Annotated in this window: 16 protein-coding genes; 9 read left to right on the top strand and 7 right to left on the bottom strand. The window is 76.5% G+C overall.

The window, feature by feature from the left end; translation table 11 throughout:
• Window positions 1–13: 13 nt before the first annotated feature.
• From B073_RS0116750 to B073_RS0116740, 3 genes are all read left to right on the top strand, one after another.
• Entirely contained in the window at window positions 14–436 is a 423-nt protein-coding gene (locus B073_RS0116750) for a hypothetical protein (protein WP_026247453.1), read from the top strand.
• Window positions 437–498: 62 nt separating this feature from the next.
• The gene (locus B073_RS0116745; protein WP_018539240.1) at window positions 499–1,278 is read left to right on the top strand and encodes a DsbA family protein; all 780 of its coding nucleotides are present in this window, start codon (window positions 499–501) and stop codon (window positions 1,276–1,278) included.
• Window positions 1,275–2,174, top strand: a complete 900-nt coding sequence (locus B073_RS0116740; protein WP_018539239.1) for a cytochrome c biogenesis CcdA family protein — start codon at window positions 1,275–1,277, stop codon at window positions 2,172–2,174. The genes B073_RS0116745 and B073_RS0116740 overlap by 4 nt, the downstream gene beginning before the upstream one ends.
• Window positions 2,175–2,180: 6 nt before the next feature.
• Here B073_RS0116740 and B073_RS0116735 read toward each other — a convergent pair whose 3' ends face one another.
• The 4 genes from B073_RS0116735 to B073_RS0116720 form a co-directional block, all read right to left on the bottom strand.
• The gene (locus B073_RS0116735; RefSeq protein WP_018539238.1) at window positions 2,181–2,540 is read right to left on the bottom strand and encodes a hypothetical protein; all 360 of its coding nucleotides are present in this window, start codon (window positions 2,538–2,540) and stop codon (window positions 2,181–2,183) included.
• A gap of 181 nt (window positions 2,541–2,721) precedes the next feature.
• The gene (gene nadE, locus B073_RS0116730) at window positions 2,722–3,552 is read right to left on the bottom strand and encodes an ammonia-dependent NAD(+) synthetase (protein WP_018539237.1); all 831 of its coding nucleotides are present in this window, start codon (window positions 3,550–3,552) and stop codon (window positions 2,722–2,724) included.
• 99 nt (window positions 3,553–3,651) lie between these two features.
• Window positions 3,652–4,206: a GH25 family lysozyme gene (locus B073_RS0116725; RefSeq protein WP_018539236.1), complete on the bottom strand. Its 555-nt coding sequence runs from the start codon at window positions 4,204–4,206 to the stop codon at window positions 3,652–3,654.
• 291 nt (window positions 4,207–4,497) lie between these two features.
• On the bottom strand, window positions 4,498–5,805 hold the full coding sequence (locus B073_RS0116720; protein ID WP_018539235.1) for a glycosyltransferase: 1,308 nt from the start codon (window positions 5,803–5,805) through the stop codon (window positions 4,498–4,500).
• A gap of 239 nt (window positions 5,806–6,044) precedes the next feature.
• Here B073_RS0116720 and B073_RS0116715 point away from each other — a divergent pair, with 239 nt between their 5' ends.
• Window positions 6,045–6,776: a response regulator transcription factor gene (locus B073_RS0116715; RefSeq protein ID WP_018539234.1), complete on the top strand. Its 732-nt coding sequence runs from the start codon at window positions 6,045–6,047 to the stop codon at window positions 6,774–6,776.
• On the top strand, window positions 6,777–8,279 hold the full coding sequence (locus B073_RS0116710; protein ID WP_018539233.1) for a sensor histidine kinase: 1,503 nt from the start codon (window positions 6,777–6,779) through the stop codon (window positions 8,277–8,279).
• Window positions 8,280–8,401: 122 nt separating this feature from the next.
• Here the strand turns inward: B073_RS0116710 and B073_RS0116705 are convergent, their stop codons facing one another.
• Both B073_RS0116705 and B073_RS0116700 read right to left on the bottom strand, forming a co-directional pair.
• Complete coding sequence (locus B073_RS0116705; protein ID WP_018539232.1) at window positions 8,402–9,364, bottom strand: M56 family metallopeptidase; 963 nt, start codon at window positions 9,362–9,364, stop codon at window positions 8,402–8,404.
• Window positions 9,361–9,774 (bottom strand): BlaI/MecI/CopY family transcriptional regulator, encoded by a 414-nt coding sequence (locus tag B073_RS0116700; protein WP_018539231.1) that lies wholly within the window; start codon window positions 9,772–9,774, stop codon window positions 9,361–9,363. The genes B073_RS0116705 and B073_RS0116700 overlap by 4 nt, the downstream gene beginning before the upstream one ends.
• Window positions 9,775–9,888: 114 nt before the next feature.
• Between B073_RS0116700 and B073_RS0116695 the strand changes: the two genes are divergently transcribed.
• The 4 genes from B073_RS0116695 to B073_RS0116680 all read left to right on the top strand — a co-directional run bounded on the left by B073_RS0116695 (window position 9,889) and on the right by B073_RS0116680 (window position 12,566).
• Complete coding sequence (locus B073_RS0116695; RefSeq protein ID WP_037811901.1) at window positions 9,889–10,632, top strand: DedA family protein; 744 nt, start codon at window positions 9,889–9,891, stop codon at window positions 10,630–10,632.
• An 87-nt stretch (window positions 10,633–10,719) separates the two neighbouring features.
• Entirely contained in the window at window positions 10,720–11,376 is a 657-nt protein-coding gene (locus B073_RS0116690) for a phosphatase PAP2 family protein (RefSeq protein WP_018539229.1), read from the top strand.
• Complete coding sequence (locus B073_RS48780) at window positions 11,373–12,125, top strand: phosphatase PAP2 family protein (protein WP_018539228.1); 753 nt, start codon at window positions 11,373–11,375, stop codon at window positions 12,123–12,125. Before B073_RS0116690 ends, B073_RS48780 begins: the two co-directional genes overlap by 4 nt.
• Before the next feature lie 153 nt (window positions 12,126–12,278).
• On the top strand, window positions 12,279–12,566 hold the full coding sequence (locus B073_RS0116680) for a hypothetical protein (RefSeq protein ID WP_018539227.1): 288 nt from the start codon (window positions 12,279–12,281) through the stop codon (window positions 12,564–12,566).
• An 80-nt stretch (window positions 12,567–12,646) separates the two neighbouring features.
• On the opposite strand, the gene B073_RS0116675 is transcribed toward B073_RS0116680, so the two are convergent.
• Complete coding sequence (locus B073_RS0116675) at window positions 12,647–14,029, bottom strand: L-serine ammonia-lyase (protein WP_018539226.1); 1,383 nt, start codon at window positions 14,027–14,029, stop codon at window positions 12,647–12,649.
• Window positions 14,030–14,305 lie beyond the last annotated feature (276 nt).

Raw genomic sequence — 14,305 nt, 5'->3', positions numbered from 1 at the left:
CAAAGGGGGGACCATGCACCGGCTGCGCCGCTCGGCGACGCTGACCCTGCTGCTCCTCCTCGCCGTCGCCTTCGGGCCGCTGCTCTGCCGGATCGGCGGCGACCAGGCATGGCTCGCCGGTCGCGCGGCGGCCGCCGCCGAGATCTGGCGGAGCGGCCCCGCGGGCCCGGCCGCGGCGTCCGCCGCGCACCCCGATGCCACCGCCCCCGTCGCGGTGGCCGACGGCGTCAAGAACTGCTCCGGCCGCCATGCGCCGAGCCCCGGCGAGGGCGCCCCGCTGCCCGCCCCGCACCGCGCCGAGCCGCTCGCCGCGGACGTCACCGCGCCCGGGCCGCTCGCCGCCGACCTGCCCCACCGGTTCGCGCTGGCCCGCCCGCCCACCGGCGGCGCCCCCGTTCCGGACCGCACCGCGCTCCTGCCCGTACTGCGGATATAGGCCGCCCGGACCCACCCCCGGCTGCCCTCTTTCCCGTACCTCCGCACCTCAGGAGCTTCCGCATGCCCGCTTCCGCCTCCCCTGCCCGCAAACTCGCCGCCGTCGGCGCGGTCCTCGCGCTCGTGGTGGCCGTGATCGCCATCGCCGTCGCGGTCGGCAAGACCGTCGAGAACGGCCGGGACACCACCGCCTCCGCCACCGCCCAGGACGGCGGCGCCTCCGCCGCACAGCAGGAGGACCCCGCCCAGCAGAAGCTGTACGACGAGCTGGCGAACCGCACCAGCCGCCGCACCCCCGGCGACCCGCTGGCCGTCGGCAAGCCCGACGCCCCGGTCGTCCTCGTCGAGTACGCCGACTACCAGTGCTCGTTCTGCGGCCGCTTCACCCGGGAGACCCAGCCCGCGCTGGTGAAGAAGTTCGTCGACGCCGGCACCCTGCGCATCGAGTTCCGCAACTTCCCCGTCTTCGGCGCCGACTCCGAGCGCGCCGCCCGCGCGTCCTGGGCGGCCGGCCGGCAGGGGAAGTTCTGGCAGCTGCACGACGAGCTCTACGCCAAGACCCGCAAGGGCGACGCGCTCGCCGAGGACAAGCTGGTCGACCTGGCCCGCACCGCCGGCGTGCCGGACCTGGAGAAGTTCCGCACCGACCTCGGCGGCCCGGCCGCCGCACAGGCCCTGAAGAAGGACCAGGACGAGGGCTACCAGCTCGGCGTCCAGTCCACCCCGTCCTTCCTGGTCAACGGCCGGCCGATCGCCGGGGCGCAGGACACCGCGGTCTTCGAGCAGGCCGTCGAGCAGGCCGCCGCGGCGGCGAAGAAGCACGGCGCGGGGGCCGGCAAATGACCTCCGACATCGGCTACCTCGCCGCCTTCCTGGGCGGCGCGCTGGCGCTGGTCAGCCCGTGCAGCGCCCTGCTGCTCCCGGCGTTCTTCGCCTACTCGCTGGCCGGCGCCGGCCGGCTGCTGGCCCGCACCGGGGTCTTCTACCTGGGGCTGGCCACCACCCTGGTGCCGCTGGGCGCCGCCAGCACCGCCGCCAGCCGGCTCTTCAACGGCCACCGCGACCTGCTGATCGCCGTCGGCGGCTGGCTGGTGATAGCCCTCGGCCTGGCCCAGATCCTCGGCCTCGGCTTCGCCTCCCGGCGCGCCCAGGCCGCGGCCGCCCGGATCACCCCGCGCACCGCGCTCTCCACCTTCCTGCTCGGCTGCGTCTACGGCCTGGCCGGTTTCTGCGCCGGGCCGATCCTCGGCGCGGTGCTCACCGTGACCGCGGTCAGCGGCTCGCCGCTCTACGGCGCCTCGATGCTCGCCGTCTACGCGCTGGGCATGGCGCTGCCGCTGTTCCTGCTGGCACTGCTGTGGGACCGCTTCCGGCTCGGCACCCGGGGCTGGCTGCGCGGCCGCGAGCTGACCCTCGGCCGGCTGCGGCTGCACACCACGTCCCTGGTCTCCGGCCTCTTCTTCATCGGCATCGGCGTGCTGTTCCTGCGCTTCAACGGGACCAGCGCGCTGCCCGGAATCCTGAGCCCGGAGACCGAGGCCCGGCTGGAGGAGTGGGCGGCCCGGCTGGGCAACGGCGTACCGAACGCGCTGCTGCTGGCGCTGGCCGCGCTGGCCGTCGCCGCGGTACTCGGCCGGCTCGCCCTGCGACCGGCCCGGCCGAACCGGAAGCGGGACACCGCGCCGGACCACGACGCGGCCGGCCCCGGCACCCGGGACCGCACGTCAGAGGCGCCCTAGCCGTCGCTACGCGCTCAGCCGGCGGTGCCAGCCCGGGTGCGGGCGGGGGCGGGTGCACGGGCGGACGTGCGGCTGCTGCGCGTCCGCCCGGCGACGGCGGTCGTTGCACAGCAGGCACTTGCCGTACCCCGGCGGCAGCGGGTCGTCCGGGTCGCCGTGGAGGGGGTCCACCGCGCCGTGCGGATGCAGGGCGCAGCCGGTCGGGCCGGCGGTCCCGCCCAGCGAACCGGCCACCGTCAGCGCCTGGCGCAGGACGTCGACGAGTCGGTCGGCGTCCCGCCGGGTCGGCGCGGCGCGGAGGGCGGAGGCGAGGTCGGAGGCAGTGGTCAGCGCGGTCTGGATCTCGGTCAGGCGTGCGTCACCCATGCCGTGGAGAGTAGGCGGCCCCACTGACAGTTGATCTTCCGATCGCACTTCGTGGCTTCCCATGGCCGGATGCATGCCCGCTCCGGCCCATGGTTTAGCACCGGGCCGGTGACCGCTCCCTTGCCGGCGCATGGCCGGACGGTGCCGGGGCGCGTCCGGTGGGGGCCGCGCCCCGCTCCGTTCAGGGCGCGATCGGCAGCGCCCGCTTGTGGGCGGTGAGGCGGTAGCGCCGCACGATCGATGCAAAGGCGGCCTGCGCGACCGGCTCGCCCTCCAGGAAGTCGTCGATCTGGTCGTAGCTGACGCCGAGGGCGTCCTCGTCGGGCTTGCCCGGGTCCAGGGTCTCCAGGTCGGCCGTGGGGACCTTCTCGACCAGCTCGGCCGGGGCGCCCAGCGCCCGGGCGAGAGCGCGCACCCGGCGCTTGGTCAGGCCGGTCAGCGGGACCACGTCGGCCGCCCCGTCGCCGAACTTGGTGAAGAAGCCGGAGACCGCCTCGGCGGCGTGGTCGGTGCCCACGACCAGGCCGTGCTCGGCGCCGGCCACCGCGTACTGGGCGATCATGCGCTGCCGGGCCTTGATGTTGCCGTGGACGAAGTCCTGGTGGTGGGCGTCGCGGAAGACGACGCCGGCGTCGACGGCGGCGGCCAGCGCGGCGTCGGCGGCCGGGCGGATGTCGACGGTCAGCAGGCGGTCGGCGCGCAGGAATTCCACCGCACGCTGCGCGTCCTTCTCGTCCGCCTGCTCGCCGTAGGGCAGCCGCATCGCGAAGAAGGCCGCGTCGTGGCCCTCGGTGCGGGCCCGCTCCACGGCGAGCTGGCAGAGCCGGCCCGCGGTGGTGGAGTCGACCCCGCCGCTGATGCCCAGCACCAGGGCGCGCAGCCCCGTCGACGTCAGCTGCGCTGTGAGGAAGGACACCCGGCGCTCGATCTCCCACTCGGCGTCGAACTCCGCGGGCACCTGGAGTTCGCGGGCTATCTCCTGCTGCAGGGCCTTGGCCGCCGGGTCCGTCACGGGTGCTCCTTACGCGATTGCGTCACGCACTGTGCGTCCGCCGCGGGATCGTGTCACGCGGAGTGTCCGCCAGGCGTGTCCGGTTACTGCCGGAGAAGTTTATGCCGGGTGCGCCCACTTCTTGAGCTCGGCCTTGCTGCCGAAGGCCATGACGTCCTTGTCCAGCGGCGAGTCGGTGTACTGGTGGATGCGCCACTTCGCCTTGATCCGCGGGTGGCCGGCGGTGACGTAGTCGGCGATCCACAGCCCGTCCGCGGCGTACGAGGTGCTGTCGCGGTGCAGCCAGAAGTCGCGGTTGCAGTAGAGCAGCACCCGGTGGGTGGGGCGCAGCTTCTTGACCTCGCGCAGGAACTCGTCCTTCTGCGCGTTGCTGGCGTAGGTGCCGGAGCCGGTGGTCTCCCAGTCGGCGGCCAGGAGGTCGCCCCGGAGCGAGGCGCACTTCTCGACGAAGTAGCGGGCCTGGGCGGCGATGTTGCCCGGCCACAGGAAGTGGTAGAAGCCGACCACGGCACCCGCTTCCCGGGCGCGTGCGGCCTGGGCCGACTGGTGCGGGTTGGTGTAGGAGCGGCCCTCGGTGGCCTTGATGAAGACGAAGTCCAGCCCCTTGGCCGAATAAGCGGTGTTGTAGGCGCTGACATCGACACCGTGCAGCATGAGCGGCCTCCTGCCCGTCGGACCTGCGGAATGCGAAGCGCCATCTGCTCGAAGCGGCTGCCGCCCCCTCAGCAGTTCAGCATGTTCACGACCGGAGACGCCAGATCGCCGCGCCGAAGTTCCCGGCGGCACAGGGGAGTTGGTGACGGATGGCGTGCGTGGGGCGGGTGGTGCGGGTGGGGTGGAGCATCGCGGCGGCCGGATGCACCCGGCCGTTACGGGCCCGCGTGTGCCCCCGTGCGTTTCAGGCCCGCGTGCGCCCGGCCGATTCAGGCCCGTGCCCCGTGCGTTTCAGGCCCGTGCGTGCCCCCGGGCCAGTGTCCGTACCCGGTGCCCGGCCAGTCCGAGGGTGCGGCGCACCGCCCGGGAGCGGCGGGTGGCCCGCAGCTCCTCGAAGAGCCGCAGATAGCGTTCGGCGACCGGCCCGGGGCCGTGCCGGCGGGCGCTCTCCCGGGCGGCCGCGCCCATCGCCCGGCGGCCCGCCGGGTCCCCGGCCAGGTCCAGCAGCGCCCCGGCCAGCGCCCGCCCGTCGTCGCACGGCACCAGCACCCCGCCCCCGCCGGCCCGGATCAGCTCGGTGGGGCCCGGCGGGCGGCCGGTGCCGACGACCGGGACGCCCCGCCGCATCGCCTCGACCAGGGCCGGTCCGGACGTCCCGGTCTCCGAGGCCGACGCGGCGATCGACGCCCCGGCGAACTCCGCCCCGTCCGGCGTCCGCGGCCCGCCCAGCTCCGCCCGGCCGCCCAGCCCCAGCCCGTCGATCAGGCTGTGCAGCCGGGCGCGTTCCGGGCCCTCGCCGTGGATCCGCAGCCGCCAGCCGGGGTGCTTGGCGCAGACCGCGGAGAACGCCTCGACCAGCAGGTCGAAGCGCTCGCCGGGGACCAGCCGGCCGGCCGCCGCGATGGTCTGTCGGCCGTCGCCGTCGCCGTCGCCGTCGCCGGTGTCCGGAGCGGGGGCGAGGCCGGCGGGCGCGGAGGCCGGGTCGGTGGGCGCGGAGGTCTCGGGAACTGTGGGGGGCGCGGGGACTGCGGGGACAACGGGTGGCAGGGCCAGCACCCGTACCCCGGGCAGCGGCAGCCGCGCCCGCCAGCGGGCCGCCGCCGCCTCCTCGGGGGCGACCAGTGCGTCCAACGCCCGGTAGGGACCGGCGAGTTCGGCCCCCAGTGCGGCCTCGCAGACGTCGTACCGCAGGGGCTCCTGGGCGATCCGCAGGGCCCGGCGGGGGCCGAAGCGCGCCAGCTGGACGTTGACCCCGGTGCGGGTCCCGACGAGGACGTCGGCGTCGGTGCCGCGCAGGAACTCCGCCGCCCGCAGCTCGACCAGCCGGCTGTACTGGTGGTGCTGCCCCTCGGCGCGCGGGACGTCCGGCGCGGGCTCGCCGAACAGCGGGTGCGCCATGTCGTCGCTGCCGATCCGGGTGTCCACCAGCGGCACCAGCCGCAGCCGCGGGTCCACCGCGCACCGCGGGACCTCGCGGTGCCGCAGCATCGAGACCAGCTCGACATCGTGCCGGTCGGCGAGCGCCGCGGCGAGGGCGAGGGTGCCGCGCAGGGCGGGGCCGGCGGCGTACGCGTTGTGCAGCAGCAGGGTGATCTTCATGGGGTGTCTTCCGGGTGTCGCGCCCAGGGGCGCCCGAACCGCGCCCCGGAGGCGCCGGGTGTCCGTGCCGCCGGCCGGGCCGGGCCCGCGGCCGGTCCCCGCGGGCGGCCCGTCCGGCACCGGCCACCGTGGCCCCACCGGGTAAGCCGCGGGCGTGCCCCGGGTGAGAGACCGGTAAGAAAGCGCCCGGCGGACCGGCCGCCCGTCGGCCCCGCGCAGCGCCTTGGCAGACTTGCCGGGTGACCCACTCCGTGCTGCTCGCCGAGGACGACCGCCCGATCCGCACCGCGCTGGAACGTGCCCTGACCCTGGAGGGGTACCGGGTCACCGCCGTCGCCGACGGCATCCAGGCGCTGGCCGCCGCCCACCGCGAACGGCCCGACGTGATCCTGCTGGACGTGATGATGCCCGGCATCGACGGGCTCCAGGTCTGCCAGGTGCTGCGCGCCGAACAGGACCGCACCCCGGTCCTGATGCTCACCGCCCGGGTCGAGACCGCGGACCGGATCGCCGGCCTGGACGCCGGCGCCGACGACTACGTCGTCAAGCCCTTCGAGGTCGAGGAGGTCTTCGCCCGGCTGCGGGCGCTGCTGCGCCGCACCGCCGCGCCGCCGGCCGCCGACGGCACCGGGCCCGGCGAGCCCGGCGAGGGGTACGATGGCCGGGACAGCGGCGTCGTCGAGGCGGCCGACCTGCGGATCGACGGCCCCTCCCGGCGCGCTTGGCGCGGGCAGCGCGAACTGGAGCTGACCCGCACCGAGTTCGAGCTGCTGGAACTGCTGGCCCGCAATGCCGGGATCGTGCTGGACCACTCCACCATCTACGACCGGATATGGGGCTACGACTTCGGGCCCGGCTCCAAGAACCTCGCGGTCTACGTCGGCTATCTGCGGCGGAAGGTCGACGTGCCGGGCAGCCGGCCGCTGATCCACACGGTGCGCGGCGTCGGCTATGTGCTCCGCGAGGACTAGATGAGCGGGTCCGGGCGCCGCGGCCTGTTCGCCCGGCTGTCGGCGGCCCGGTGGGCCGTACGGCGGCCGGCCTGGCTGCGCGCCCGCAAACCGGCCAGTCTGCGCACCTCCTTCGCGCTGGCCTTCGCCGCCGGCGCCGCCGGGGTGACCGTCCTGGTCGGCTTCCTCAGCTACGACGCGGCCGCCCGACTGGTGCGGCTGGACGAGAAGTCGGTCTTCACCCAGGTCGTCCGGGACCTGCGGGCCCAGGTGCGGGAGCGGCCGCACACGCCGGCCGACTACACCACCGGCCGCGGCCGCGGTGACGACGGGCCGCGCGACGAACTGACCGGCGCCACCCGCACCGACGTCCAGGTGCTGGCCGCCGACGGCCGGATCGCCGAGGCCGGGCACCCCGCGCTGCCGGCCGGCGACCGCGCCCGGCACCTCGCCGCCGGGCAGCGGGCCGGGGACTGGGAGGAGCGGGTCGCCGACCTCGGCGACACGGAGTACCACGTCGCCACCGTGGCGCTCGGCGGCGGGCGCGGCGCCGTCCAGGTGGCCCAGAAGTTCAGCGGCACCGAGGACCTGCTCGCCGCGCTCCAGCAGCGCACCGTACTGCTGGCCGCCGGGGTGGTCGCGCTGGCCGGGGCCGTCGGCTGGTGGCTGGCCTGCCGGATCACCGGGCGGCTGGTCCGGCTGACCGCGGCCGCCGAGCGGGTCGCCGCGCACGGCCGGACGGACGTGGTGGTGCCGGTCGCGGGCCGGGACGAGGTCGCCCGGCTCGGCCGGGCCTTCGACGACATGCTGGGCCGGCTGACCACCGCGGTGCGCGACCAGCAGCGGCTCGTCCAGGACGCCGGACACGAGCTGCGCACCCCGCTGACCTCGCTGCGCACCAACATCTCGCTGCTCAAGCGCTTCGACGAGCTGCCGCCGGACGCCCGCGGGGAACTCCTGGCCGACCTGGCCGGCGAGGCCCGCGAGCTGACGGACCTGGTCAACGAGCTGGTCGACCTGGCGGCCGGGCAGCGCGACGACGACCCGCCGGCGGACGTCCGGCTGGCGGAGGTCGCCGAGCGCGCGGCGGCCTCGGCCCGCCGCCGGACCGGCCGCGAGATCACCGTGCGGGCCGACCGCCCCGCGCTGGTCGCGGGCCGCCCGGCCGCTCTGCACCGGGCGGTCAGCAACCTCCTGGAGAACGCCGCCAAGTTCGACGCCGAGGGCACCGCGCCCATCGAGGTCGTGGTCACCGGCGCCCGTGTGGAGGTCCTCGACCGCGGCCCGGGCATCGCCGACTGCGACCGCCCCTATGTCTTCGACCGCTTCTACCGCGCCCCGGCCGCCCGCGGCCTGCCCGGCTCCGGCCTGGGCCTGGCCATCGTCCGGGAGATCGCGACGGCGCACGGCGGCCGCGCCTACGCCGCCGCCCGGCCCGACGGCGGCGCCCGGCTGGGATTCACGGTGCGCGCCACGGGGGCGGACGGGACGGACGGCGGGACGGACGGCGGGACGGACAAATAGCGGGGTGGCCGACGGGGAGGGCGAGGACGTGGGCGGGGTGGCGTTGCCGTGACGGCGGCGGGCCGGCGGGGCCGGGGACGGCAGGGCGCCACGGCGGGGCCTCCGCGGCCGCGGGGCCGGCCCTAGCGGCCCACCGGCTCCCCCTGGGCCGATTCCACCGTGCGGTGGAGGTCGGCCGCGGCGTCCACCGCGCCGGCCGCGGAGACGGTGACGCAGGCCAGCAGGGCGGCGGCTATCAGCCGATGGCCGACCGGTGCGGCGCGGCCGCGGGGGCGGCCCGCCGGGCGGTCGGGGGTCAGCAGGGCGGCGACCCGGCGGGGTACCGGGCCGGTCGTCGCGGCGAGCGCCGTGCTCGGGCGGGGCGCGGCCGCGGTGTGCGTGCGCGCGGCCAGCGCGGCGCGGCCGATGGCCCGGGCGGTGACCTGCCGGTCGCCCACCCGGGAGGCGGCGGACTCGTCGGCCCAGCGCTCCAGCGCGTACGCCAGCGGGGAGCGCAGGCCGCGGAGCAGCGGATGGCAGGCCGCGGCCAGCGCGGCGGTCAGCAGGAAGAGGTGGTGCCGGCCCGCGAGATGGGCGCGCTCGTGGGCGAACAGCGCCTCGCGTTCGGCCGGTGGCAGCGCCCGCAGCATCCCGACGGTGACCACCACGCGGCCCGGCCGGCCCGGGAGGGCGTAGGCGTCGGGCACCGCGTCCGGCAGGACGCACAGGTCGCCGGCCCGGCCGTGCGCGTCGGCGGCGCGCCGGGCGGTGCGCAGCTCGGCGCGGTGCCGCAGGGCGCGGCGGGCGACCGCGCATGCGCAGAGGGCCAGCAGCGCGCCGGCGACCGGGGCGGCAGGGACCGTCACCGCCGCGTCGGTGCCCCGCAGCGCCCGCTCCAGATGGCCGAAGGCCGCGACCGGCGGCAGCCGCAGCGCGCCAGCGGCGGTGAGCAGGCACAGCGCCGCGACCGTGCAGGCGGCCAGTACCGCGGCGCAGCCGGCCAGCAGCCAGGCCGCGGCGCGCGGCGGCAGCGACTCGGCCAGCCGCCGCGCGGTGGGCACGGCCAGCAGCGGCACCAGCAGCGGGATCCAGACCGCGAAGATCATGGCGTCGTCCCGGGGCCGGAACCGGGGGCCGGGCCGGGCGCGTCCGTCTCGTCCAGCAGCGAGCGGAGCAGCCGTTCGTCCTCGGTGGTCAGCTCGGAGACGAAGCGGGCGAGCGCGGTGGTGCGGTCGTCCTGCTTGTCCAGCTCGCTGCGCATCCGCCGGGCCGTCAGGCCGGCGGAGTCGTGTATCGGCGAGTAGGCGAAGCCGCGGCCGGCCCGGGTGCGGGAGACCGCGCCCTTGTCGTACAGCCGGCTGAGGATGGTGGTGACCGTCGTGCGGGCGAGCTCGCCGCCCAGCTCGCCCTGGACCTCGGCGGGCGTCAGCGGCCCGTCGGCCGCCCACAGCGCCGCCAGCACGCTCGCCTCCAGCTCGCCGGCGGGGCGGCGGGCCGCGGGGGATGCCTCCGACATGGAACGCCCTCCACCCTTCCGTCGTCTACAGTTCCGTAGACCGTCTACGTGGCTGTAGACGGTCGGGCCGGTCGCTCGGCAGGCCCGAGACCCATTATGGGAGGGGCCACCGACATGGCCGTAGCGGCCGCCGCACTGTCCGCCACCGCCGTCACACAGGCGGTCAACGTCCTCGACGCCGGCTCACTGCTCGCCGCCTTCGGCGCGCTCGGCGTCGCCGTCGTCCTCTTCGCCGAGACCGGCCTGTTGGTCGGCTTCTTCCTGCCCGGCGACTCCCTGCTGTTCACCGCCGGGCTGCTGTGCGCGCCCGGCGTCGGCGGCGCCGTCCACCTCGCGCTGCCGCAGGTCCTCGCCGCCGCGGCCGTCGGCACCCTCGCCGGCTCGCAGACCGGCTACTGGATCGGCCGCCGCGGCGGCCGCGCCCTGCTCGCCGGGGGCCGTTCCCGCAAGCTCCGCGAGGGCGCCGCCCGCGCCGAGGAGTACCTGGCCCGCTACGGCCACGCCAAGGCGATCGTCCTGGCCCGCTTCGTGCCGATCGTCCGCACCGTGCTCAACCCGCTCGCCGGCGCCCTCAACGTGCCGGCCCGCACCTTCGCCGTGTGGCAGGCGGCCGGCGGCCTGGGCTGGACGCTCGGCCTCACCTTCGCCGGATACGCCCTGGGCTCCTCGGTGCCCAACGTCGACCGGTATCTGCTGCCGGTCGTCGCCCTGGTCGTCCTGATCTCGCTGAGCCCGATCGCGCTGGAGGTGCTCCGCTCGCGCGCCGGGCGCCCGGCCCGCGAGCCGGACGCGGCGCCCGGCGATGCGCCGGATCACGCCTCCGCGCCACCGGCACCCCGACCGACCCGGCACACTTAGGGAGCACGACGGGCGGCCGGCGCACCACGCGACCCGCCCGGCACCCGGCCCGCGCACCCCGCGCCGACCCGCCAAGGAGTAAGCCCAGTGACCGACCTCGCCTTCGGCGGAGCCTCGATCGACGGCGGCCTGTACACCTCAGTGACCGGCTTCGCCCAGGACATGCCGCACTTCCTCAACGTCCTGGTCTCCTACTGGACCGACCTCGGACTGGGGGTCTTCGCGCTGCTGATGCTGGTCGCCTGGTGGCGCGCCCGGCAGCGGCTCGGCGGCAGCTCCCGCCGCCGGCTGGCGCGCGGCGAGGGCCGGCACACGCCACCGGTGGCGATGGCGATGGCGCTCGCCGTCCCGGTCGTCGTCGTGCTGGCCTACGTGGCCAACGACGTGGTCAAGAGCTTCTTCCACGAGCAGCGGCCCTGCCAGACCCTGCACGTGGTCACCGTCGAGCCGTGCCCGGGGCTGGGCGACTGGTCCTTCCCCAGCAACCACTCGGCCATCGCCGCCTCCGCCGCGATCGCGCTGCTCCTCCTGGACCGCCGGATCGGCGCCCTCGCCGTCCCGGCCGCGCTCCTGATGGGCGCCTCCCGGGTCTGGGTCGGCGCCCACTACCCGCACGACGTCGCCGTCGGCCTGGTCGTCGGCACCCTGGTCGCCGCGGTCTGCATGCCGCTCGCCCGGCGCGCCGCGCCGCTCGTCGAACGCGTCCGGGAGACCCCGCTGCGCCCCCTGGTCGCCACCCGGTGACGCCGCCGGGGGCGCCGCCGGAGCGGGCCCCCGGCCCACCGTGCGACGGCGCGCGCCCGGCCCCCGGCCGCGGCCCGCGCCTCGGCGCGCCCCCCGGCCGCCTCCTCGTCCTCGCGGCGCTCGCCGCCGCCCTGTTCACCGCCGCGGCCGTCACCACGGCCCTGCGGCACGGCGCCCCGCTCGCCCCCGAACGGGCCGCCCTGCACTGGTCCACCGCCCACCACGGCGAGCCGCTGCGCTCCCTGGCCGGCGCCCTGACCGCCACCGGTACCGGCGCCGTCCCCTACCTGATGGCGCTCCTCGCCGGCCTCCTGGCCGGCCGCGGCACCGCCGGCCGGCTCCGCGCGGCGGCCTGCGCGCTGCTCGTCCTCGCCGCCGGCCAGGCCGTCCGCGGCGGCCTGATGGAACTGCTCGCCCGGCCCCGCCCGCCGCACGCCGACTGGGCCGCGCACGCCTCCGGCCACTCCTTCCCCTCCGGCCACGCCACCACCGCCGCGCTGGCCGCCGGCATCCTGGCCTGGGGCGTGCTGCGCCGCGCCCACCCCGGCACCGGCCGCTTCTGGTGCGCCCTGCTCGCCCTGTGGGCCCTCGGCGTCGGCCTGACCCGCGTCTACCTGAGCGTCCACTGGGCCGGCGACGTCCTGGCCGGCTGGCTGCTGGCCGCCGCCCTGCTGCCGCTCGCGCTGCTCCTCGACCCCCTGGCCGTCCCCCGCCCGCCGGCCCCCGAGGAACCTCCCCCCAGCGCTTGACCATGATTGGCCGACGAACGCCCCAGGTCTTCGCCAAGGCCGCATGGACCCCCACCGGGGCGAGCACCACTGTCCTGGGCACCGGTGAGCGCGCCCGAACGCCGCCGGCGCCGCGCCCGTATCCGCACCAGCGCAGCACCGAGGGGGACCGCAATGACCCAGCAGACGAGCGCCCCGCCCACCCGCCGCCCGGCCGGCCCCCGCGGCCGCTGCCCCGCCGCCGCGGCCGCCGATCCCACCCCGTGCGACGGCCCGCCCGACGCCGCCACGCTGGTCGACCGCCACGGCCGCGAGGTGGCCGGCTGCGTCCGCCACTGCGCCCGCCTCCTCCCCGGCCTCGACGGCGGCCGCGTCCACCCCTTCGTCCCCGCCCCGCAGGCCCTGGACATCTACTTCCGTGCCTGCGAACTCCCGCCGTTCGCCTGGGAGATCGGCCGCTGACGGCGCCGGCCCGCGCAAACGCCCCGGGCGCCGGCGAGACACTGCTCGCCGGCGCCCGGGGCGCGGAGTCCGGGTGGGACTCAGCACTCGATGATGTTCACCGCCAGCCCGCCGCGGGCGGTCTCCTTGTACTTGACGCTCATGTCGGCGCCGGTGTCCTTCATGGTCTTGATGACCTTGTCGAGGGAGACGTGGTGGCGGCCGTCGCCGCGCAGGGACATCCGGGCGGCGGTGACGGCCTTCACCGCGGCCATGCCGTTGCGCTCGATGCACGGGATCTGGACCAGGCCGCCGACCGGGTCGCAGGTCAGGCCGAGGTTGTGCTCCATGCCGATCTCGGCGGCGTTCTCGACCTGCTCGGGGGTGCCGCCGAGGACCTCGGCGAGACCGCCGGCCGCCATCGAGCAGGCGGAGCCGACCTCGCCCTGGCAGCCGACCTCGGCGCCGGAGATGGAGGCGTTCTCCTTGAAGAGCATGCCGATGGCGCCGGCCGCGAGGAGGAAGCGCACCACACCGTCCTCGTCGGCACCAGGGACGAAGTTGACGTAGTAGTGCAGCACCGCGGGGATGATGCCGGCCGCGCCGTTGGTGGGGGCGGTCACCACCCGGCCGCCGTCGGCGTTCTCCTCGTTGACGGCCATGGCGTAGAGGGTGACCCACTCCATGGCGCGGGCCGCCGCGTCGCCCTCGGAGCGCAGTGCGCGGGCGGCGTTGGCGGCCCGGCGGCGGACCTTCAGACCGCCGGGGAGGATGCCCTCGCGGGACATGCCGCGGTCGACGCAGCCCTTCATGACCTGCCAGATCTCCAGCAGGCCGGCCCGGATCTCCTCCTCGGTGCGCCACGCCTTCTCGTTCTCCAGCATCAGCGCGGAGATCGACAGGCCGGTCTCCCGGGAGAGCCGCAGCAGCTCGTCGCCGGTGCGGAAGGGGTGGGTCAGGACGGTGTCGTCGAGCTTGATCCGGTCCTCGCCGACCGCGTCCTCGTCGACGACGAAGCCGCCGCCCACCGAGTAGTAGGTCTTCTCCAGCAGGGGCGCGCCCGCCGCGTCGTAGGCGAAGAGGGTCATGCCGTTGGCGTGGTACGGCAGCGACCGGCGGCGGTGCAGGATCAGCTGGGTCGGCTCGTCGAAGTCGATCTCGTGCGCGGTGCCTATCTCGGCACCGAGGAGCCGCAGCCGGCCGGTGGTGCGGATGCGCGCCACCTCGTCGTCGGCGGTCTCGACGTCGACGGAGCGCGGGGAGTGGCCCTCCAGGCCCAGCAGCACCGCCTTGGGGGTGCCGTGGCCGTGGCCGGTGGCGCCCAGCGAGCCGAAGAGCTCGGCGCGGACCGAGACCGTCTGGGCGAGCAGACCGTCCTTCTTGAGCCGGCCGGCGAACATCCGGGCGGCCCGCATGGGGCCGACGGTGTGGGAGCTGGACGGGCCGATGCCGATGGAGAAGAGGTCGAAGACGGAGATGGCCACGGGGGCTGACTCCCTTGTCTGCTCGTGGTGGACGGGTGGAGCACATCGGGGCAGGACGGGGTGATTCCGGCCCGACAGTCGAGCGTAACCCGCTCGCGGGGGAATGCCGCCGGACGGGAGGCGGCGGGTAGGGGAAGCCCTCGGGGCGGGAGGGAGAACGGGGATCGGGGGAGCTGCGGCCGGACGGCGGCGCCGGTGGGCGGGGGACGGGCGTCCGCGCAGGCGGAAGGGGCCCCGGGGCGGCTCTCCGGCCCGGGGCCCGGTGGGGCGGCGGGC

The sequence above is a fragment of the Streptomyces sp. MspMP-M5 genome (assembly GCF_000373585.1).
GTDB lineage: Bacteria > Actinomycetota > Actinomycetes > Streptomycetales > Streptomycetaceae > Streptomyces.
Note: the sequence above shows the minus strand (reverse complement) of the source record. Positions and strands in the feature narration are given on the sequence as shown.